The sequence below is a fragment of the Bradyrhizobium sp. 195 genome, assembly GCF_023101665.1.
Lineage (GTDB): Bacteria > Pseudomonadota > Alphaproteobacteria > Rhizobiales > Xanthobacteraceae > Bradyrhizobium.
Map to the genome: position 1 here is coordinate 74,105 of NZ_CP082161.1, position 21,310 is coordinate 95,414.

Genomic DNA, 21,310 nt, shown 5'->3' on the forward strand with positions numbered 1-21,310 from the left:
GGCGCCACACTAGTCCTTCAAAACCGCGAAGCAAGGGCGTGATTTCGCATTTTGCGATTGCGGCATGGGGGCGAATAGGCGAGAAGGGCCCCGCTTTTCTAGCCGAAATGGACCGTAAATATGTCAGATGCAATACGGGCAGTGATCCTCGGCATCATCGAGGGTGTGACCGAGTTCCTTCCCGTGTCCTCGACCGGCCACCTCTTGCTTGCGGAACGCTTCTTCCATCTCGGTGAAGGCGCCTTCTGGGATTCCTTTACGGTTCTGATCCAGTTAGGTGCGATCCTCGCGATCGTCGGACTTTACTTCAAGAAGCTGTGGGATGTCGTGATCGGCTTCTTCACGGGCGATGCTTATGCGCGCCGCTTCGTGATCGGCGTGCTGGTGGCGTTCCTGCCCGCCGTGATCGTCGGCCTCGTTGCCGGCAAATACATCAAGAGCGTGCTGTTCAATCCCTGGGTCGTTTGCTTCACGCTGATCGTCGGCGGCGCCATCCTGCTCTGGGTCGACAAGCTCGACCTCAAGCCGCGCGAGCATGACGCCACCCGGTTTCCGCTGCTGATGTATCTCTATATCGGCATCGCGCAGTGCGTAGCTATGATCCCGGGTGTGTCGCGTTCCGGCGCCAGCATCGTCGCCGCGATGTTCCTGGGCGCCGACAAGCGCGCGGCGGCGGAGTTCTCGTTCTTCCTCGCCATCCCCACCATGATCGGCGCGTTCGCCTACGATTTCTACAAGAACCGGTCCGAGATGACGATGGACCATATGGGCATCGTCGCGATCGGCTTCGTGGTGTCGTTCATCACCGCGATCATCGTGGTCAAGACGTTCCTGGAATACGTCACCCGGCATGGCTTCGTGGTGTTCGCCTGGTGGCGCGTCATCGTCGGCACGCTCGGCCTGATCGCGCTGGCGCTGGGGCGGTAAATTATCGGTTCGTAGCCCGGATGGGGCGCAGCGCAATCCGGGGCCGCTATCACTTGTGGCACGATTCCCGGATTACGCTGCGCTCCATCCGGGCTACGTTCCACCACGCCTTCAACGCAAAATAAGCTTTTGATCGGTAGGCAGTTTCCAAGGCAGGGCGGCGCGCGCCCGGCACAGGAGCTGAACCATGACCCTCGTCAGCGGCTGGGGGCGCTTCCCGGTCGTCGATAGCGATGTGCTGCGTCCGCGCTCGTTCGCGGCGGTCGGCGAGGCCGTCTCGTCCGGTACCGTCGCGCGCGGCAACGGCCGCGCCTATGGCGATGCCGCGATCGGCGCCGTCAGGACCGTCGGGATGACCGGCTTCGACCGCGTCAGGTCGTTCGATCCGGTGACGGGCCGCATCCGCCTGGAGGCCGGCATTCTGCTGTCGGACCTGATCGACACCTTTGGCCCGCGCGGCTTCCTGCCTTTCGTTGTGCCCGGCACGCGGTTCGTCTCGATCGGCGGCGCCATCGCGGCCGACGTGCACGGCAAGAACCACCATTGCGAAGGCGGCTTCGGCCGCTATGTCGATAGCCTGTTGCTGCGCACCGGGCAGGGCGAGGTCATCGAGGCCTCGCGCGAACAGAACTCCGAGGCCTTCTTCGCGACCGTCGGCGGCATGGGCCTGACCGGCATCATCCTGGAAGCGACGATGCGGCTGCGTCCGGTCGAAACCGGGTGGATCCGCGAGCGGGTGATCTCCGCGTCCGATCTCGATGCCGCGATGCGCGCGCTCGAGGCGAGCGATGAGGCGACCTATTCGGTGGCCTGGATCGACTGCGTGGCACGAGGGCGCGATCTCGGCCGTTCGCTGATCTATCTCGGCGAGCACGCGGGCAAAGGCGAGCTGCCGGACGGCGCCGATGCATTTCCGGTCGGCAAGGACCCCAGGCTCAGCGTGCCGGTCGATCTGCCGTCAATGGCGCTGAACCGCACCAGCGTCCGCGCCTTCAACGAGCTCTACTATCGCATGGGCGCGCGGCGCTCCGGCGGCAGCCATGTGGTCTCGCTCTATCCGTATTTCTTTCCGCTCGACGGCATCGGTGGGTGGAATCGCATCTATGGCAAGCGCGGCTTCCTCCAGCATCAATGCGTGATCCCGGAGCAAGGGGCGGGCGCCGTGCTCGGCGAGATCCTCGATCGCGTCGCACGGCGCGGCGATGCCTCCTTCCTCGCCGTGCTCAAGAAGCTCGGCCAGGGCGACGGCATCCTGTCGTTCCCGCTGCCCGGCTACACGCTGGCGCTGGATTTCCCCGTGAAGGGCGACATCCTGAATTTCCTCGACGAGATCGATCGTCTTGTCGTCGCCGCCGGCGGGCGGCTGTATCTGGCGAAAGACGCGCGTCAGTCGCGCACGACCTTCGCGGCGGGCTATCCTGCGTTGCAGCGTTTCAACGCGATCCGCAAATCGCTCGATCCCGCCGGCAACATCCGATCGAAACTTTCACAGCGTCTGTTCGATGAGGTCTAGGCCGTGACGTCACGCAAATCCGCAATTGTGCTCGGTGGCTCCTCCGATATCGGCCGCGCCGCCGCGCGCGCCTTCGCCAAGGCCGGGTACGATGTCGCCCTCGCAGGCCGCGACGTTGCCGCGCTGGAGCCTGATGCCGCCGATCTGCGCGCGCGCTATGCCGTGGAAGTCGGTCTCCATAAGTTTGATGTGCTCGACACGGCCTCATTCGATGGCTTCGTCGCCGGTCTGCCGGCATTGCCTGACGTTGTCATTTCGATTGTCGGCCTGCTCGGCGTACAGCAGGATGCCGAGAGCGATCTCACGCACGCCACCGCGATCATGCGCTCGAACTACGAAGGCCCCGCACTGATCCTCGGCCTGTTCGCGGAAAAGTTTCTGGCACGCGGCAGCGGCACGCTCGTCGGCGTGTCGTCCGTCGCCGGCGATCGCGGCCGCGCCTCGAACTATGTCTACGGCTCGGCCAAGGCAGGCTTCTCCGCGTTCCTCTCCGGCTTGCGCGCCCGTGCCAGCCGTGGCGGCGTGCATGTCGTCACCGTCAAGCCCGGCTTCGTCCGCACCAGGATGACAGAGGGCATGAAGCTGATCGGCCCGCTCACCGTCGAAGCGCCGGTGGTTGGCGATGCGATCCTCGCCGCCGTCGAGAACAAGACCGACGTCGTCTATGTCAGCGGCAAATGGCGCCTGGTGATGCTCATCATCAAGACGCTGCCGGAAGCGGTTTTCAAGAAGCTGAAGTTTTGAGGCTGTCGCCGCGCTGGAGGTGCGCTCCCTCGCCCGCTTGCGGGAGAGGGCAGGGGGAGAGGGTGTCTCCGCGGGCGAGGACCCCCAAGAGGAGAAAGCCCTCATCCGCCGCTACGCGGCGACCTCTCCCGCAAGCGGGAGAGGTAAGAGACCTCACACGCCCATGCGCTGGAACTGGCCCTGCGGGCGGAAGCGCCAGAGATATTGCGGAGCGATCGCTTCCAGCGAATCGGGCGTGATGCCAAGCCCTTCCAGCGTCAGGCCGGCTGCCTTCGCCGCCTCCGACACGACATTGTCGCGCTCGAGCATCGTGACCTGGTCCGGCGTCAGCTTGAACGCCCCCGGCGCAAATTGCAGAAAGTTGGCCTGGAAGCGGGCGAGGCCGAACGACAGCGGCGCCAGCATCGGCTTGCGATCGGCGATTTCGAGGATGGCCTCGATGATCTCGCGCATGGTCAGCACTTCCGGCCCGCCGAGCTCGTAGGTCGCGCCCGCCTTGGCCTTGCCGTCGACGGCATCCGCGATCGCGGTGGCGACGTCGCCGACATAGACCGGCTGCATCTTCGTCTCGCCGCCGATCAGCGGCAGCACCGGCGACATCCGCGCCAGCGCCGCGAAACGGTTAGTGAACTGGTCCTCGGGGCCGAACATCACGGAGGGGCGGAAGATCGTCGCCGACGGCACCGCGGCCAGGACCGCCGCTTCGCCGGCCGCCTTGGCCTTGGCATAGCGCGAGGGCGATTCGGCGTCGGCGCCGATCGCGGAGACATGGACCAGGGAGCTATCCGCGGCGGCCGCCGCCTTGGCGACCGTTTCGGCGCCCCTGGCCTGAACGGCGTCGAACGTCTGCGCGCCGGCTTCAGTGAGGACGCCGACCAGATTGATCACGACATGCGAATCACGCAGCGCCGCCTCGACCGAGGCCGGATAGCGCAGATTGGCCTGCACGGTGTGGACCTGCCCGACCCGGCCGAGCGGCTGGAGGAATCCGGCCAGTTCCGGCCGCCGGACCGCGACCCGGACCCGGTAATCGCGCTTGCACAGGGCGCGGACCACGCTGCGGCCCAAAAACCCCGATCCGCCGAAAACCGTGACGAGCGTGTCCAGATTCGATGCCATGGGAGCCAATCCTGCGGAAAAGAGTGCGTCTTGTCAGGCTTGTATCGGGCCGGTTTGCGATGCGCAATCGGCATCCCGAGGGGGCTGCAAGCATGAATTGACAACGGCGTCACCGAACCGTAGTAACCGCCTCCGTGCCCCAAACGGCATGCCCAGGTGGTGGAATTGGTAGACGCGCTGGCTTCAGGTGCCAGTGGCTTAACGGCCGTGAAGGTTCGAGTCCTTTCCTGGGCACCATTTTGCGGAATTTGGCCGCAAAATAGGGGTGCTTCCGATCGTTGAAGATGGCGGCACGGGGATCTCTAGATCGCTGTCGCAGCGGTTCTTGGGTACGCCAAATCGCCCCCGCCAGGCCGCCCGTCACACGACCCGCTTCCCGGCCCGCGCCGCCACTGCCTTCTGCACAAAATACATCATCACCAGCGTGACGAGCGTCGTCGTGACGACGACGTAGCCGATCCGGTCGAAATGGATCAGCGAGCCGTCGGGCGCTTGCGCGATGATCGCGCCGGCAAGCACCGAGCCGAGGCCGCCGGAGAGCTGCTGGAGCGAGGCGCTGACCGCGCTGAAGGATCCGCGCTGGGTGGGATCGGGGATCGCCGACATGAGGGCCTGCGACGGGATCATCCGTGAAAAGATGCCGACGAACATCAGCACGTTGACGGTGATCGCCGTCACGAGCGAGACCGGGCCGAGATGAGTGTAGATCAGCACCATGATGACGGTCATCACACAGCCGAACACGAAGGTCGGGTATTTGCCGAACGCATCGCTCGCCCTGCCGACCATCGGCCCCGTGACGATGCTGAACAGGCCGGAGACGAGATAGATCGTCGGCAGATGCGTGAGGTCGATGCCGAGATTGTACACGGTGAAGGCACTGGAGAACGGCATCAGCATGTAGCCGCCGGTCGCCAGCAAGGTCGTCACGGCAAAGGCCAGCGTATAGCGTGGCTCACCGATCGTCGCGACCAGGTGGCGGAACGGGTTTCTGTCCTGCCTCAGCTTCAGATGCGCATCGACCGGCTCCATCGCGAACGCGATGATGATGATCGCCACGATCGACACGATGACGATCGCGATGAAGCAGACATGCCAGCTCCAGTGATTGGCGAGAAACAGCCCCGCTGGAATGCCCAGCACCTGGCTCGCGGCAAACGCCGTCTGGATGATTCCCATCACGCGGCCGCGCAGCTGCAGCGGGAATAGATCGGTGATGATGGCGAGCACCACCGAGCCGATCACCCCGCCGAACAATCCGGTCACGATCCGGCCGAGCAGCAGCACGTGGTAGTTCGGCGCCGCGGCGCACAGCATCGTGCCGAGCGTGAAGCCGACATAGAAGAACAGCAGCAGGCGCTTGCGATCGAAACGATCGGCAAAGCCGGCGGCCAGCACGCCCGAAATGCCCGCACTGAACGCGTAGGCCGACACCGCGATGCCGAATTGCCCCGCCGTGATGTCGAGCGCGGGCATCAGGATGGCGCCGAGCGGCGACATGATGATGAAGTCGAGAATGATCGTGAACTGCGTGAACGCGAGCAGCGCAATGAGAAGCGCCTGGTAGCGCGAGAAGCCGCGCGGGCGCTCCGATGGATCGTCGATAGGCGCGGCGAGCGTCTGTTCGGTCATTAGGTCTCGATTTCGCCGGGAGCGGGGAGGGAAACTGGCAGATGGGGTGGGCAGGGACGATTTCCACCGGCAAGTGGCGCAGATCGCGCCGGAATGTGAAGGCCGCGCGAAATTGTGGGATCCCGGCAACAGCCGGGTAGACCCATTGAGCCCGGTGCTCGCCGGCCTTTCCCTGCTGCGGCTGAATTAAGCCGCCCTTAGCGAATGCCCCCTAGGCTCGCGGCCGTCCATTTCCCTGCTCCCCGGCTGAATGCCGGTCATGTCGAGGTCACGAGAAGCGTTTTCGGATGGAGCAGCCTGCCCGGCAGCACGAGTCTGGCGCACCGTCGGTAGTCCCGGCGGCTTCGCGGACGCTTGCCATCGATCTCGAAGGCGCGCTGTTGCGCTCGGAGCTGCTGATGGAAGCGCTCTTCAGCCGGCCCGCCCTTATGCTTGCCCGTTTCGGTGCGGGCGGGCGACCGGGCATGGCGGCCCTCACCGATATCCTGGCTCGGGCCGAGATCGACTACGCCCATCTGCCCTATGATTCCGACGTGTTGAACAGGGCGCTGGCGGCGCGGGCGCGGGGTGAGAAGATCTACCTCGTCGCGCGTCGTTTCGCCGATCATGCCGCCGGCATTGCGACGCATCTCGGCTTCGACGGCGTCGTCACCCCGGCCGACCTCGCTGCGGGCAGCCTGCCGTTCGATCGTGCCTCCATCGAGCAAATCGAAAATCGCGACAGAAGCAGAGCCGGCTTCAAGACCTGGGCGAAAGCGCTGCGCGTCTACCAATACGCCAAGAACACGCTGGTGTTCGTGCCCGTCATCACCGCGCATCAGCTGAACCCTGCCAGCTTCGGCTCCGCGCTGCTGGCGTTCCTGGCGTTCTCGGCCTGCGCGTCCGGCGCCTACCTGATGAACGATCTGCTCGATCTCGCGGCCGACCGGCAACATCCGACCAAGCGCCATCGCGCGCTCGCGGCCGGCGACCTGCCGATCTCGTCCGCGCTATTAGCGATCCCCGCGCTGTGGCTGTTCGCGGTCGCGGCCGGCCTCTGCATCTCGCCGCTGTTCCTCGGCGTGCTCGGCGCCTATCTCGTCACCACGATCGCCTATTCGCTCGTGCTCAAGCGCAAGATGCTGGTCGACATCGTCACGCTCGCCGGTCTCTACACGCTTCGCATCGTCGCCGGCGCGGTCGGCGTCGGCGTCGTGCTGTCGGAATGGCTGCTGATCTTCTCGCTGTTCGTGTTCACCTCGCTGGCGCTGATCAAGCGCTTCAGCGAGCTCAGCATGCGCGAGAGCGCAGGCCTTGCCGATCCCTCCAACCGCGACTATCGCGTCACCGATCTGCATGTCATCGCCGCGATGGCGGCGGCGAGCGCGATGAACGCGGTGACCGTGTTCTCGCTCTATGTCTCCTCGAGCGCGGTCACACCGCTGTACAGCCGGCCCTGGATGCTGTGGCTGCTCAACCCGCTGCTGCTCTACTGGTTCGGCCGCGCCCTGATGATGGCGCATCGCCGCGAGATGCCGGACGATCCGATTCTCTACACCTTCCGCGACGGCGCCAGCCGCGTCACGGTCGCGGCGATGATCTGCATCATGCTGGCCGCGATCTGACCGAACCCCGTGCTTGCGCGGCCCGCCGGCAATGGCTACATCGCGGGCAATCCGAATTCATTATTGTGCCGACGCACCAATTCGACCCGAGGTTTTGAAACGCCATGACCGTACGCCTGCATCGCGGCGACCTGCCGGACCTGTCCCGCTACACCGGAGCGGTGGCGATCGATACCGAGACGATGGGGCTGAACCCGCACCGTGACCGACTCTGCGTGGTGCAGCTCTCGCCCGGCGACGGCAGCGCCGACGTGGTGCAGATCCCCAAGGGGCACACCGACGCGCCGAACCTGAAGGCGCTGCTGGCCAATCCTGAGATCACCAAGATCTTCCACTTTGCGCGGTTCGACGTCGCGGTGCTGTACCAGACTTTTGGCGTCATGACCGGGCCGATCTACTGCACCAAGATCGCCTCCCGCCTGATCCGCACCTACACCGACCGCCATGGCCTCAAGGACCTCGTGCGCGAGGTCCTCAATGTCGACCTCTCCAAGCAGCAGCAGTCCAGCGACTGGGGTTCCGACAGCCTGACCGAGCCGCAGCTGGCCTACGCCGCATCCGACGTGCTGCATCTGCATGCCCTGCGCGAGCGGTTAGATGCCATGCTGGTGCGGGAAGGCCGCACCGCGCTCGCCAAGGCCTGTTTCGATTTCCTGCCGACCCGCGCCTTGCTCGACCTCCAGGGCTGGGAGGAAGAGGACATTTTCGCGCACTCCTGAGCCCCCTTGGAGGGAGTGGTCGCCCCGTTTCGGACACTTTCGTAACAGCCTGTCGCGGGCTGCATATTTAGGCGCCGCCGGTTACAATGCAGCGCCCTTCAACCGGATCAGGCGAGCGACACCTCAGGAACCCAGGTGAATTCGGCCCATAATCCCACCTACGACGCCGCCCTTGCGGCGAAGTTTGCCAGCGCGGCGCGCCACAGCCGCCTGGTGCGGATTCTGCGCGTCTCGGTGCCGGCGACGGTGGTCGTGGCCATGGCCGTGATCATCTACGTCGCGTTCTTCAACAAATTCCGGATTCCGGAGCTGCCGCTCACGGTCGAAAACATGGTGGTGTCGGGAACCAAGATCACCATGGAGTCGCCGCATCTTTCCGGCTTCACGCCGGACCAGCGGCCCTACGAGCTCTGGGCCAAGACCGCGACCCAGGACATCACCGATCCCGATCATGTCGATCTCAAGGACCTGCGCGCGAAAGTGCTGATGGAGGATCAATCCACCCTGTTCCTCGATGCCCGCACCGGCCGCTTCGACAACAAGCAGCAGCAGCTCGATCTGCACAAGGACATCTTCCTGCGCACTTCCACCGGCTACGAGGCGCGGCTGAACTCCGCCTTCGTCGACATGAACAAGGGCACGGTCTCCTCGGACGAGCGCGTCGACGTCAAGCTGACCAATGGCACGCTGACCGCGGACAAATTGCGCATCACCGAAGGCGGCGACGTCATCCGCTTCGAGGGCAATGTGGTGATGCATCTGGACAAGCTGGATGAGCCCGCCGCTCAGCCTGCGCCACCCGAGCCGGCGCCGCCAGCGAAGACACGTACGCCTCAGAACAAGTCTGCCAACTCAAGATGATTTTCATGATCAAGTCTTTTTCGCGCAGCGGCGACAAGCGGTGCGCCATCATCAGCGCGGCTGCACTTGCAGTCGGCATCGCGCTGGTCGCTGGCGGTGCGGCACTCGCGCAGAGCACGATGCAGGGCGTGCCCAACGCGATGCAGGGCTTTTCGCAGAACCGCGACCAGCCGATTCAGATCGAGGCCGCCTCGCTCGAGATGCGCGACAAGAAGAAGGAGGCGACCTTCGCCGGCAATGTGAAGGTCGTGCAGGGCGACACCACCATGACCTCGAAGACGCTGGTGGTGTTTTACGAATCTGGCGGCGACAAGCCTGCGACGCCACAGCCCGCACCGGCGAAGGGCGCGAAGTCGGCGCCGATGCAGTCGGCGCAGCCGGGCCCGGGCGGCAGCTCCTCGATCAAGCGGCTGGAGGCACGCGGCAATGTCGTGGTCACCCAGAAGGATCAGGTGGTGACGGGCGAGACCGCCGTGTTCGATACCAGGACCAATCTCATCACCATGCTCGGCGGTGGCGGCCAGGTGGTTCTGACGCAGTGCAAGAACGTGCTGCGCGGCGACCGCTTGATGGTCGACATGACGACGGGCGTGTCGCGGGTGGAATCCGACAACGGCCGGGTTCAGGCTCTGCTGCCGCAGGGCGGCGGCAATGATTGCGGTTCGGGCAAGCCCGGCGGGGCGCCTCCTCTGCAATTGCCTGGCGCAAGTAAACCGAAATGAATTCAACGTCTTGGTTCGGATGCGACCGAACCGAGGTTGAAGCTTGGCCGGCGAGACTGTATCTAGCGCGCAGGGCTATCGAAGCGGGGTCCGCCGCTTTTCGGGCGTGTTTCACTGGGCATGAGACATCCCTTCACTCATGCTGCATCGGCGAATCGAAAGGTCGGTGCGGCAGATCGCGCGAATTCGCGCAGGATCGTCGCGAAAGGCTAAAAGGCGGGGATGGTCGATCTCTTCAGCATGTTCCGTCGGCGCCCCGCCAAGCGCGGCCGGCCAGGATTTGCGCGTCAGGACATCACCGCGCTCGGTGACAGCGTCGGCGGGCTCGTGACCAGCCCGATCCGGGACGCGCCGCCGAGGGCCCGCGACCAGGCGATCCATGCGCCCGACCAGTTCCCGGGTGACTACCAGGACGACTATCAAGCCGATTATCAAGCCGAACCGCGTGCGCAGGCGGTTCATCCCGTCAGGGCGGCCGGCAGGTCCAATGGCGCGGGCGGACCGCAGCTGCTGAAGCGGCCGGGTTTCCTGGCTGTGCATAGCGTGGAAAAGGCGTTCGGCAGCCGCCAGGTGGTGCGCGGCGTCAGCATCTATGTGCGCCGCGGCGAAGCGGTCGGCCTGCTCGGCCCGAACGGCGCCGGCAAGACCACCGTGTTCTACATGATCACCGGCCTGATCAAGGCCGATCGCGGCGCGATCGAGCTCGACGGCCACGATGTCACGAAACTCCCGATGTACCAGCGCGCGCGGCTCGGGATCGGCTATCTGCCGCAGGAAGCCTCGATTTTCCGCGGCCTCACCGTCGAGCAGAACATCCGTGCCGTACTCGAAGTGGTCGAACCCTCGCGCAAGAAGCGCGAGCAGCAGCTCGATTCCCTGCTCGACGAATTCAACATCACGCGGCTGCGCAAATCGCCGTCGATCGCGCTCTCCGGCGGCGAGCGGCGCCGCGTCGAGATCGCGCGTGCGCTGGCGACGCGTCCGAACTACATGCTGCTCGACGAGCCCTTCGCCGGCATCGACCCGATCGCGGTCGGCGACATCCAGGACCTCGTCCGCCATCTCACCAATCGCGGCATCGGCGTGCTCATCACCGACCACAACGTCCGCGAGACGCTCGGCCTCACCGATCGCGCCTATATCGTCTATGCCGGGGAAATCTTGACCGAGGGGAGTCCGGATGAGATCGTCGCAGATCCGGACGTGCGCCGCCTTTACCTTGGCGAGGAATTCCGCCTCTAGCCCGTTTTTGCGTTTCGTCAAGACGTGTACATCGGGCCCGGACTAGGGTAAGCAAAAATCGGACCAACTTTTTGGATCGGTTCTTGCTTCATGGCGCTTACGCAGAGATTAGAGTTCCGGCAATCGCAGTCGCTGGTCATGACGCCGCAATTGATGCAGGCGATCAAGCTGCTGCAATTGTCCAATCTCGATCTCACGACCTTCGTGGAAGAGGAGCTCGAGCGTAACCCCCTGCTGGAACGGGCCAGTGACGAGGCCCCCGCGGGCGAGACCCCCACTGATGCCGGTCAGTACGGCGATGGCGACGAGGCCGGCGGCCAAGGTGACGGTCAGGGTGACGACGGCTTTGGCGGCAGTGCGGAAGGCTTCGAGCCGGGCCAGGAAGAATGGATGAGCAAGGATCTCGGCACCCGCGCCGAGATCGAGCAGACCCTGGACACGGGCCTGGACAACGTCTTCTCCGAGGAGCCGGCCGAGGCTGCGGCGCGCAACGCCCAGGACGCGGCGCCGACCACCTATACCGAATGGGGCGGCGGCGCCTCCGGCGACGAGGACTACAATCTCGAAGCCTTCGTTGCCGCGGAGTTGACCCTGTCGGACCATCTCGCCGAGCAGCTCTCGGTGGCCTTCTCCGGTCCGGCGCAGCGCATGATCGGCCAGTACCTGATCGACCTCGTCGACGAGGCCGGCTATCTGCCGGGCGATCTCGGCCAGGCCGCCGAGCGTCTCGGCGCATCGCAAGCCGACGTCGAGGGCGTCCTTGCCGTGCTGCAAAAATTCGATCCGCCCGGCGTCTGCGCGCGTAACTTAAGCGAATGCCTTGCGATCCAGCTCCGCGAGCTCGACCGCTATGATCCCGCAATGCAGGCCCTGGTCGAGCATCTCGATCTCCTCGCCAAACGCGACATCGTGGCCTTGCGCAAGCTCTGCGGCGTCGACGACGAGGACATCGCCGACATGATCGGCGAAATCCGCCGCCTCAATCCCAAGCCCGGCATGAAGTTCGGCTCGGCGCGTTTGCAGACCATGGTGCCCGATGTCTATGTCCGCCCGGGTCCCGACGGCGGCTGGCATGTCGAGCTCAACAGCGACACCTTGCCGCGTGTGCTGGTCAACCAGACCTACTATTCCGAGCTGTCGAAGAAGATCGGCAAGGACGGCGACAAGTCCTATTTCACCGACGCGCTCCAGAACGCGACCTGGCTGGTGCGCGCGCTCGATCAGCGCGCCCGCACCATCCTGAAGGTTGCAACCGAGATCGTGCGCCAGCAGGACGGCTTCTTCACCCACGGCGTGGCGCACCTGCGGCCGCTGAATCTGAAGGCCGTCGCCGACGCCATTCAGATGCATGAATCCACGGTGTCGCGCGTCACCGCCAACAAATACATGGCGACAAATCGCGGCACATTCGAGTTGAAATATTTCTTCACGGCCTCGATCGCCTCGGCCGACGGCGGCGAGGCGCATTCCGCCGAGGCGGTACGCCACCACATCAAGCAGCTGATCGATTCGGAAGAGCCCTCGGCGATCCTGTCGGACGACACCATCGTGGAACGCTTGCGCGCCTCGGGCATTGATATTGCCCGCCGCACGGTCGCGAAGTACCGCGAAGCCATGCGCATACCTTCCTCGGTGCAACGCCGCCGCGACAAGCAGAGCGCTCTTGGCAACGTCCTCTCCACCGCAATGTCCGACCGCTCCCGCAACACCGAACCGGCCTGATTGCACTGGCGCGAAATCGCGCTACTCTCGGCCCCCCTTTGCAACTGATCCAGGCACGCGCATGATCCGGAAAAGCGCACAGCGGCTTCCTCTCCCGACGAACGCGGAAAGGGCCCGTGGGGAGATCATGCGCAGGGAAGAACTTCAGCTGCGATGACGCGTCGTCGCAGCTGAAGAGCAAACCAAGCGAGGCATCCCATGACTCTTCGGATTTCGGGCAAGAGCATCAGCGTCGGTGAGGCCCTGCGCGGCCGCGTTGCCGACCGCACCGACGAGGTGCTGCGCAAATATTTCGACGGCAATTATTCCGGCCACATCACGCTCAGCAAGGACGGCTTCGGCTTCCGCACCGATTGTGCCCTGCACCTCGATTCGGGGATCACGCTGGAGGCCGATTCGAACGCGCCGGATGCTTATGCCAGCGCCGACCAGGCGCTGGTGATGATCGAGAAGCGGCTGCGCCGCTACAAGAACCGGCTCAAGGACCGCTCCGCCCGCAAAGCCCATGTCGCCTCCGAGGCGATGGCTGCGCTCGATGCGACGAGCTACGTGCTGGAGGCGCCGGAGGGCGAGGACGAGGTCACCGGCTACAGCCCCGTCATCATCGCCGAGGCGACCACCTCGCTGAGGCCGCTGTCGGTCAGCGAGGCGGTCATGGAACTCGATCTCAGCGGAGCGCCTTGCCTGGTCTTCCAGCACGGCTCTTCGGGCCGGGTAAACATCATTTACCGCCGGGCGGACGGCAATGTGGGCTGGATCGATCCGCCGGGGGCCAAGGTCGATGGCAAGGCGGGCGGTTAGGCCGAGGCGGGACTCCGTACGATCCCGGCCCTTAACAATGACCGTGGCAAAGCCGCACGCGGGAGTTGGCACCGGGATTGCGTTGGAGTAGAAGCCCCCCACATCTGGACTTGGCAGGACTCTGGGCTAAGTCCCCCTCCTGCTTCATGTTATTGACGCCGGCCGAGCTTGGTCTATCAAGCCGGCCAAATCGGAACCTGACGGTTTAATTCACCTCGGAAAGCCTCCATGCCGATTACCGATCTGGTCGCACCCGAGGCGATTCTCCCGGCATTGAAAGTCAACAGCAAGAAGCAGGCCTTGCAGGAGCTCGCGGCCAAGGCCGCCGAGCTGACCGGCCAGAACGAGCGCTCCGTGTTCGAGGTGCTGCTGCAGCGGGAGAAGCTCGGCACCACCGCGGTCGGCTACGGCGTTGCCATTCCGCACGGCAAGCTGCCCAAGCTCGAAAAGATCTTTGGCCTGTTCGCACGGCTCGACCGCCCGATCGATTTCGAATCGATGGACGGCCAACCGGTCGATCTGGTCTTCCTGCTGCTAGCCCCCGAAGGCGCCGGCGCCGATCACCTCAAAGCGCTCGCCCGCATCGCCCGCCTGCTGCGCGACCAGGACATCGCCAAGAAGCTCCGCGCCTCGCGCGATGCCCAGGCGATTTATTCGGTGCTCGCGCTGCCGCCGGCGACGGCGGCTTAAAGCTCCCGCCCGTTCGAACCCACCGCGCGCCTTCTGCGACCTATTTTCACGGTCGGGCGCCGTCGATCGGATTCTGCACGCGTCCGGCAGGGATTCGGCGCGGGAATTTTCAACACATGATTTGCGGTTCGATCGGCCGGGTTTTCGGTCTGCTTTGCTCGGTGACTGTCGTCGCCACGGCCGTGGCGCATGCTGACGAGGCATCCAGCGATCGCGTCATCGCCGAGAAGACCGCGATCATCGCGGCGGAGCCGGCGAATGCGGCGGCTTACGAGCTGCGTGGCGAAGCCTACTACATCAAGCACGACTGGAATCGCGCCTTCGACGATTGCAGCGCTTCGATCCGGATCGACCCGAACTTCGGGCGTGCCTATCATTGCCGCGGCCGCGCCTATTCCGCCAAAGGCGACCGCGATCGCGCGATGGCCGACTACAACGAGGCCATCCGCCTCGATCCCGACTATGGCGCGCCCTACACCTCGCGCGCCGAGGAATATTTCAACCACCGCGATTTCGATCTCGCGATCGCCGGCTTCACCGAGGCCATCGAACGCAGCCCCAAGCAGGCCTACCGTGCGCTCATGATGCGCGGGCAGGTCTATGCGGTGAAGGGCGCCGCCGATCGCGCCGCCGCCGATTACACCGAGGCGATGCAGCGGAATCCAGCCGCTGCCTGGCCCTACGAACTGCGAAGCAACATTCGTCTCAACAAGGGCGAGATCGATGCAGCCCTCGACGACTGCGACAGCGCCGTCCGTCTCGAGCCCGGAAGTGCCGGCGGCCATTATTGCCGGGCCATTGTGTTCCTGAACAAGGATGACACCGACGGCACCATCCGGGAGTTGGATGACGTCACGAGAATCACGCCGTCTTTCCAGAAGGCCTATCGCGTTCGCGCCGTTGTCCTGCACAGGAAGGGCGATGATAAACGGGCCCTTGCCGATTTCGACGAAGCGATTCGGCTACAGCCGCGAGATTCGCAGGTCTATACCGATCGCGCCGGCGTGTTTCGCGACCTCGGACAGCACGATCGCGCGCTCGCCGACTACAACGAGGCGCTTCGGCTCGATCCCAACAATCAGGATGTCCTGGTCAATCGCGGCCTTCTCTACATGATGATGTCCGATGCCAAGCATGCGCGCGTGGACTTCAACAGCGTGCTCGCGCTGCCGCCGACCGACAAATGGGCCGTGGACACGGCGCGTGAAGGGCTCGGATTTGTGAAGTGATGTGCGAGACAGGTGGGCGCTGCCGCCTCACAGTCGGTCATTGCGAGCGAAGCGAAGCAGTCCAGAATCCATCCGCGAAGGGATTCTGGATTGCTTCGTCGCTTCAGCGCAAAATTGCTGCGCAATTTTGTCGCGAGCTCCTCGCAATGACGGCGCGGCAACATCATCGCCCAAAATGAAAGCGGGCACGCCCTCCTGCGAAGGCGTGCCCGCTTGAATCTCTATCGCGCGACGTGCGCTCAGTGCACGCTGACGGCTTGCAGCTCGTTGCTCCAGGCGTTGGCGATCGCAGCTTCCCGGCTGTCGGTCAGCATGATCGGCGTGCCGTCGGCGGCGTGGAGCGCGAAGAGCTTGAGGCCCGGCGCGATTTTCGGCGCTTCGGGAAACAGGCCCGGCACGTCCTCGGAGCGGATCTGCTTCACATAGGCGATATGACCCTCGCCGAGGGTTGCCAGTGTCTCGGGCGAGACGTTCTTGGCTTCGTATTCGAACGCAACGTGACCTTCACTCATGGTCTCGACTCCTCTGGAACACTAAGCGGTCGAGTCCGCTACTCGTTCCATTATTCGTGCTCATTGATAGCGATTGTCTTAACGATCCTCTCCGGTTCAGGCCGGGCCAGATCGACCGACAACAACCCGTTCTTCAGATCCGCACCCAGCACCAGCATCCCCTCCGCCAGCACGAAGGTGCGCTGGAAGTGGCGCGCGGCGATGCCGCGATGGATGTATTGCCGGGACTTGTCGTCCTGCTGCCGCCCGCGAATGACGAGCTGGTTTTCCTCAATGGTTACATCGAGTTGGTCGCGCGTGAATCCTGCGACCGCCAGCGTGATCCGCAAGCGCTCGGGCTGGCCGTCCGACCGGTCGCACCTCTCGATATTGTAGGGAGGATAACCGTCGGCGCCTTTGACGACGCGGTCGAGCACGCGCTCAATCTCGTCGAAGCCCAGAAGGAACGGACTGGATAACGTGGGAACACGAGACATAGTTTACAAAGTCCTCTCGAAGCGACTTTGGTGCATCAGGGCCCGCAAGCGGCACCCCTTGATCAGCAATATGGGCATGTTCCCATGTGGGTTCAAGCAGGTAGCCGGGAGGCTGTGGACGGGCCCGTGCTAGCTGCGCCCGTCCATTCTGCCGTCGTTATGTGTCAGCCATGTCTCCGAACGCTTGCCAGCGATTTCGTACGGGCTGAGCCGACAAGCCCGGGCGTGACGGTTTTCCGTGGCGGATTTTCCCAACGAAAACAAAGCCCCTTCTACTGTGCATGGGGTTGTTTTCGCAGTTTTGGTTTGGGAAGCCTCCGTCAGGCTTCGAGCCGCTTTCGGCCATCGCCACTGAAAAGGTGCAGCTTGTTGCGCACCGCCGCGACCCGGATTTTCGCGCCGATGGCCGGGGCCTCGGTTCCGGGAATGCGGACGATGATCTCGCCGGGCGGCAGCTCGCCGGGCGTGGCGGCGACGCGCTGCTCGTCCTGCTCGCGTGCGCCGTAGACGAAGGTCTCGGCGCCGACGCGCTCGATCGCTTCCACGGTCAGCGGCAGAGCGACGCCGCCGGCCGGGGTCTGGTCGGTGATGACGAAATCTTCCGGGCGGATGCCGAGGATGCCGACGTCAGATGCGCTGCCCCCGAGCTGTGATTTGATCTCCTCGGCGCGCGTCGACATCAAATTCATCGGCGGTGCGCCGATGAAGGAAGCGACGAAGGTGGTCGCCGGCTTCTCGTAGATCGCAAGGGGATTGCCGACCTGCTCGACCTCGCCGCCATTCATCACCACGAGAATGTCGGCGAGCGTCATCGCCTCGAGCTGGTCGTGGGTGACGTAGATTGACGTCGTGTTGAGGCGGCGCTGCAATTTGCGGATCTCAACGCGCATCGCGATGCGCAGCTTGGCGTCGAGATTCGAGAGCGGCTCGTCGAACAGGAACACCTTCGGCTGGCGCACGATGGCGCGGCCCATGGCGACGCGCTGACGCTGGCCGCCCGAGAGCTGGCGCGGCTTGCGCTCCAGCATCGGCGACAATTCGAGCACGCGCGCGGCTTCCTCGACGCGGGTCTTGATCTCGGCTTCCGCCATGCCGCGGTTGCGCAGGCCGTAGGCCATGTTGTTGTAGACGCTCATATGCGGATAGAGCGCGTAGTTCTGGAACACCATCGCGATGTCGCGATCGGCGGGCTCGACCTGGTTGACGATCCGGCCGCCGATGTCGATCTCGCCGCCGGTGACGGTTTCGAGCCCCGCAACCATGCGCAGCAGCGTGGACTTGCCGCAGCCGGAGGGGCCGACCAGCACGCAGAACTGTCCGTCGCCGACATCGACATCGACGCCCTTGATGGCCTCGAAGCCGCCGGGATAGGTCTTGCGGACGCTGCGCAGGGTGACGTTAGCCATGGGTTGCACCGGCGAGTAGCGAATAGGGGGTGGCGAATGGGGAATGTGTAATACGCAAGGCAGACGCAGCGACCCCATTCGCCACTCGCCATTCACTATTCGCCATCTTCACTTTTCCGTCTCGACCAGACCGCGCACGAACAATTTCTGCATTGCGACGACGACGAAGACCGGCGGCAGCATCGCGAGCACGGCGGTCGCCATCACGATCGGCCATTCGGTCAACGCGTCGGTGGTGGTGATCATCTTGCGGATGCCGATCTGGATGGTCTGCATGTCGTCGCGCGTGGTGATCAGCAGCGGCCAGAGATATTGATTCCAGCCGAGGATGAACAGGATCACGAACAGCGCGGCCATGTTGGTGCGCGACAGCGGCAGCAGCGTATCCCAGAAGAAGCGGAAGGGACCGGCGCCGTCGATGCGCGAGGCTTCCAATAACTCGTCCGGCACCGTCATGAAGAACTGGCGGAACAGCAGGGTTGCGGTGGCCGAGGCGATCAGCGGCAATGACAGGCCGGCATAGCTGTCGAGCATGTGCAGATCGGCGACGATCTTGTAGGTCGGATAGATGCGAACCTCGACCGGCAGCATCAGGGTGATGAAGATGATCCAGAAGATCGCCATCCGGAACGGAAAGCGGAAATACACGATCGCATAGGCCGAGATGATCGAGATCGCGATCTTGCCGACCGCGATCAGCAGCGCCATGACCAGCGAGTTCAGCATCATGTTGCCGACCGGCTCGCGGGTCGAGCCGCTCGTGCCGACGAAGATGGTCTGGTAGTAGGTTTCGAAGAAATGCCCGCCGGGCAGCAGCGACATTTGCCCGTTGGCGATCAGCGCATTGTCCTGGGTGGAGGCGACGATCGCGATGTAGACGGGGAACGCGACGATCGCGATCCCGATCCACAGGATCGCGTGAGCGACGTAGCGCCGGAAGCCCTCTTCCTCGACCATCAGTAGGTCACCTTGCGTTCGACGAAGCGGAACTGGATTCCAGTCAGCACGATGACCATGATCATCAGGATCACCGATTGCGCCGCGGAGCTGCCGAGATTGCCGCCGAGCAGGCCGTCGGAATAGACCTTGTAGACCAGCGTGACCGTCGACGTGCCGGGCCCGCCGCGGGTCATTGTGTCGATGATGCCGAACGTGTCGAAGAAGGCGTAGACGATGTTGACGACCAGCAGGAAGAAGATGGTCGGCGACAGCAGCGGGAAGGTCACGGTCCAGAACCGGCGCATCGGGCGCGCGCCGTCGATCGCGGCGGCCTCGAGCACGCTTCGCGGGATGCTCTGCAGGCCGGCGAGGAAGAACAGGAAGTTGTAGGAGATCTGCTTCCAGGCGGCGGCGAAGATGATCAGTGCGGCGGCCTGGTCGCCGTCGAGCAGCGGATTCCAGTCGACGCCGAGGGCGCGCAAATATCGCGAGAGCACACCGAGCGAGGGGTGCAGCATGAAGATCCAGAGCACGCCGACGACCGGCGGCGCCACCGCATAGGGCCAGATCAGCAGTGTCCGGTAGAGCGTCGAGCCGCGCAGTGGCTTGTCCGCCATCACGGCAAGCAGCAGCGCAAACGACAGCGACGACACAGCGATGGCGAACGAGAAGAAGAAGGTCCGCACGATCGCCTCGAAATAGGCGCGGTCCTTCAAGAGCTCGATGTAATTGTCGAACCAGACGAAGGTGGTCGAAAGGCCGAAGGCATCCTGGAGCAGGAAGGACTGGATCACCGCCTGCAGGGCCGGCCAGTAGAAGAAAATCAGGACGATCGCGAGCTGCGGCGCAACCAGCGCGTAAGGCAACAGCTTCGATTGGAAAATGGCTTGCTTTTGCATGATGCCCCAGAGCGGCAGGCCGGGGTCACCGGCCTGCCGCTGATCGTCTCACTTGACGGCGGTCTTTTCGAACTGGCGCAGCATCGTGTTGCCGCGCTCGACGGCCGCGTCCAGCGCCTGCTTGGCGGTCTTCTTGCCGGCAAGCGCCTGCTCGATCTCTTCCGACCAGACGTCGCGGAGCTGCACCATGTTGCCGAGACGCAGGCCGCGGGAGTTCTCGGTCGGCTCCTTGTTGGTCAGCTCGAGCAGCGGGGTCTCGAGATAGGGCTGGTCCTTGTAGAAGCCTTCGGCCTTCGCCTTCTCATAGGCCGCCTTGGTGATCGGCAGGTAGCCCGAGGCCTTGTGGATATAGACCTGGCGATCGGTGTCCGAGAGGAAGGTCAGGAATTTTGCGACGCCCTTGTATTCCTCGGCCGGCTTGCCGCCCATGACCCAGAGCGAAGCGCCGCCGATGATCGAGTTTTGCGGCGCGCCCTTTGCGTCGGGATAATAGGGCATCGGGACGGCGGTGAAGTTGAACTTGGCCTGGGCCTTGACGTTGCCGAAGAAGGCCGACGAGGTCAGGTAGATCGGGCATTCGCCCGACGTGAAGCGGCCTTCGCCGGTGTTGGTACGGCCGGCATAGTCGTAGACCTTGGTCTTCTGGAGCTCGACCAGGTTCTCGAGATGCTTGACCTGGAGCGGCCCGTTGAACTCCAGCACGGTGTCGAAGCCGTCGAGGCCGTTGGCCTTGCTGGCGAGCGGCACGTTGTGCCAGGCGGAGAGCTGCTCGAGGTTGACCCAGGTCACCCAGGAGCCGGAGAAGCCACAGGTGTCATGACCGGCAGCCTTCAGCTTCTTGGCGGCCTCGAACGTTTCGGGCCAGGTCTTCGGGATCTCGACATTGGCCTTCTTCAGCTCGTCGAGATTGACCCACATGACGGTGGACGACGAGTTGAAGGGAAACGACAGCATCTCGCCCTTCGAGGTCGAGTAGTAGCCGGTGATGGCGGGCAGGTAGATCTTGGGATCGAACTTTTCGCCTGCGTCGGCCATGAGCTTGTAAACGGGCTTCACGGCGCCGGTGGCAGCCATCATGGTCGCGGTGCCGACTTCGAACACCTGCATGATGTGCGGCGCGTTGCCGGCGCGGAACGCCGCGATGCCCGCGTTCATCGTGTCGGCGTAATTGCCCTTGTAGGTGGGGATCACCTTGTAGTCGCTCTGCGCGGCGTTGAAATCGTTGGCGAGCTTGACGATGACGTCATTGTTGGCGCCGGTCATCGCGTGCCACCACTGGATTTCCGTCACGGCCAAAGCCGGCGAAGCGCCGAGACCAACCGCGAGTGCAACAGCAGCAGCCGTGCCAAAATGTCGAAGAGCCATCAAGAAAACCTCCCTTGCCCGTCTAAAGAAGCGCTTGCGCTAGCAGCGCCATATGACGTTCACATGACTGTGTAAGCGGCCGAAACGAAAGCGGCAAGCGCTGGAAAAGGGAAGCTGTCAAATAGGCGAAGACGAAGCGGGCGGGCTCCTCCGTTCGCGGTGCACTATCGTGCCCGCGCCGCAGTGCG

The 21,310-nt window shown here is 64.0% G+C and carries 20 protein-coding genes and 1 tRNA gene; 13 read left to right on the plus strand and 8 right to left on the minus strand.

Features of this window, described 5'->3' with window-relative positions; genetic code table 11:
* Positions 1-120 precede the first annotated feature (120 nt).
* From IVB26_RS00395 to IVB26_RS00405, 3 genes are all read left to right on the plus strand, one after another.
* Positions 121-927, plus strand: coding sequence for an undecaprenyl-diphosphate phosphatase (locus IVB26_RS00395; protein ID WP_246925019.1), 807 nt, complete (start codon positions 121-123; stop codon positions 925-927).
* A gap of 187 nt (positions 928-1,114) precedes the next feature.
* Positions 1,115-2,440: an FAD-binding oxidoreductase gene (locus tag IVB26_RS00400; RefSeq protein WP_247970126.1), complete on the plus strand. Its 1,326-nt coding sequence runs from the start codon at positions 1,115-1,117 to the stop codon at positions 2,438-2,440.
* A 3-nt stretch (positions 2,441-2,443) separates the two neighbouring features.
* A complete protein-coding gene (locus IVB26_RS00405; protein ID WP_247970127.1) occupies positions 2,444-3,184 on the plus strand; it encodes an SDR family oxidoreductase in 741 nt (246 codons plus the stop codon).
* Between the two features lie 153 nt (positions 3,185-3,337).
* Here the strand turns inward: IVB26_RS00405 and IVB26_RS00410 are convergent, their stop codons facing one another.
* Complete coding sequence (locus IVB26_RS00410; protein WP_247970128.1) at positions 3,338-4,303, minus strand: complex I NDUFA9 subunit family protein; 966 nt, start codon at positions 4,301-4,303, stop codon at positions 3,338-3,340.
* Positions 4,304-4,453: 150 nt separating this feature from the next.
* Between IVB26_RS00410 and IVB26_RS00415 the strand changes: the two genes are divergently transcribed.
* Positions 4,454-4,540 (plus strand) — tRNA-Leu (locus tag IVB26_RS00415).
* Positions 4,541-4,663: 123 nt separating this feature from the next.
* Here the strand turns inward: IVB26_RS00415 and IVB26_RS00420 are convergent.
* Positions 4,664-5,935 (minus strand): MFS transporter, encoded by a 1,272-nt coding sequence (locus IVB26_RS00420; RefSeq protein WP_247970129.1) that lies wholly within the window; start codon positions 5,933-5,935, stop codon positions 4,664-4,666.
* A gap of 287 nt (positions 5,936-6,222) precedes the next feature.
* Between IVB26_RS00420 and IVB26_RS00425 the strand changes: the two genes are divergently transcribed.
* The 9 genes from IVB26_RS00425 (at position 6,223) to IVB26_RS00465 (ending at position 15,525) form a co-directional block, all read left to right on the plus strand.
* Positions 6,223-7,539, plus strand: a complete 1,317-nt coding sequence (locus tag IVB26_RS00425) for a UbiA family prenyltransferase (protein WP_247970130.1) — start codon at positions 6,223-6,225, stop codon at positions 7,537-7,539.
* A gap of 104 nt (positions 7,540-7,643) precedes the next feature.
* Positions 7,644-8,258, plus strand: a complete 615-nt coding sequence (locus IVB26_RS00430) for a ribonuclease D (RefSeq protein ID WP_247970131.1) — start codon at positions 7,644-7,646, stop codon at positions 8,256-8,258.
* Between the two features lie 135 nt (positions 8,259-8,393).
* A complete protein-coding gene (lptC, locus tag IVB26_RS00435; protein ID WP_247970132.1) occupies positions 8,394-9,119 on the plus strand; it encodes an LPS export ABC transporter periplasmic protein LptC in 726 nt (241 codons plus the stop codon).
* A 5-nt stretch (positions 9,120-9,124) separates the two neighbouring features.
* Positions 9,125-9,841, plus strand: a complete 717-nt coding sequence (locus IVB26_RS00440) for an LptA/OstA family protein (protein ID WP_247970133.1) — start codon at positions 9,125-9,127, stop codon at positions 9,839-9,841.
* Positions 9,842-10,063: 222 nt separating this feature from the next.
* On the plus strand, positions 10,064-11,083 hold the full coding sequence (gene lptB, locus IVB26_RS00445) for an LPS export ABC transporter ATP-binding protein (RefSeq protein ID WP_247970134.1): 1,020 nt from the start codon (positions 10,064-10,066) through the stop codon (positions 11,081-11,083).
* A gap of 90 nt (positions 11,084-11,173) precedes the next feature.
* Positions 11,174-12,805 (plus strand): RNA polymerase factor sigma-54, encoded by a 1,632-nt coding sequence (rpoN, locus tag IVB26_RS00450; RefSeq protein WP_247970135.1) that lies wholly within the window; start codon positions 11,174-11,176, stop codon positions 12,803-12,805.
* 198 nt (positions 12,806-13,003) lie between these two features.
* Positions 13,004-13,606, plus strand: a complete 603-nt coding sequence (gene hpf, locus IVB26_RS00455) for a ribosome hibernation-promoting factor, HPF/YfiA family (protein WP_247314562.1) — start codon at positions 13,004-13,006, stop codon at positions 13,604-13,606.
* 228 nt (positions 13,607-13,834) lie between these two features.
* Entirely contained in the window at positions 13,835-14,296 is a 462-nt protein-coding gene (gene ptsN, locus IVB26_RS00460; RefSeq protein WP_027514736.1) for a PTS IIA-like nitrogen regulatory protein PtsN, read from the plus strand.
* Between the two features lie 116 nt (positions 14,297-14,412).
* Positions 14,413-15,525: a tetratricopeptide repeat protein gene (locus tag IVB26_RS00465; RefSeq protein ID WP_247970136.1), complete on the plus strand. Its 1,113-nt coding sequence runs from the start codon at positions 14,413-14,415 to the stop codon at positions 15,523-15,525.
* 239 nt (positions 15,526-15,764) lie between these two features.
* On the opposite strand, the gene IVB26_RS00470 is transcribed toward IVB26_RS00465, so the two are convergent.
* The 6 genes from IVB26_RS00470 to ugpB all read right to left on the minus strand — a co-directional run bounded on the left by IVB26_RS00470 (position 15,765) and on the right by ugpB (position 21,122).
* On the minus strand, positions 15,765-16,037 hold the full coding sequence (locus IVB26_RS00470; RefSeq protein ID WP_007598581.1) for a BQ00720 family protein: 273 nt from the start codon (positions 16,035-16,037) through the stop codon (positions 15,765-15,767).
* 50 nt (positions 16,038-16,087) lie between these two features.
* On the minus strand, positions 16,088-16,513 hold the full coding sequence (locus IVB26_RS00475; protein ID WP_018645065.1) for an Hsp20 family protein: 426 nt from the start codon (positions 16,511-16,513) through the stop codon (positions 16,088-16,090).
* Positions 16,514-16,833: 320 nt separating this feature from the next.
* Positions 16,834-17,919, minus strand: a complete 1,086-nt coding sequence (locus IVB26_RS00480) for a sn-glycerol-3-phosphate import ATP-binding protein UgpC (RefSeq protein ID WP_247970137.1) — start codon at positions 17,917-17,919, stop codon at positions 16,834-16,836.
* Between the two features lie 108 nt (positions 17,920-18,027).
* Positions 18,028-18,876, minus strand: coding sequence for a sn-glycerol-3-phosphate ABC transporter permease UgpE (gene ugpE / locus IVB26_RS00485; RefSeq protein WP_247970138.1), 849 nt, complete (start codon positions 18,874-18,876; stop codon positions 18,028-18,030).
* Positions 18,876-19,757 carry a sn-glycerol-3-phosphate ABC transporter permease UgpA gene (ugpA, locus tag IVB26_RS00490; protein ID WP_247970139.1) on the minus strand — a complete coding sequence of 294 codons (882 nt, stop codon included), beginning with the start codon at positions 19,755-19,757 and terminating at the stop codon, positions 18,876-18,878. The genes ugpE and ugpA overlap by 1 nt, the downstream gene beginning before the upstream one ends.
* A gap of 48 nt (positions 19,758-19,805) precedes the next feature.
* A complete protein-coding gene (gene ugpB, locus IVB26_RS00495) occupies positions 19,806-21,122 on the minus strand; it encodes a sn-glycerol-3-phosphate ABC transporter substrate-binding protein UgpB (protein WP_247970140.1) in 1,317 nt (438 codons plus the stop codon).
* Between the last annotated feature and the right edge of the window lie 188 nt (positions 21,123-21,310).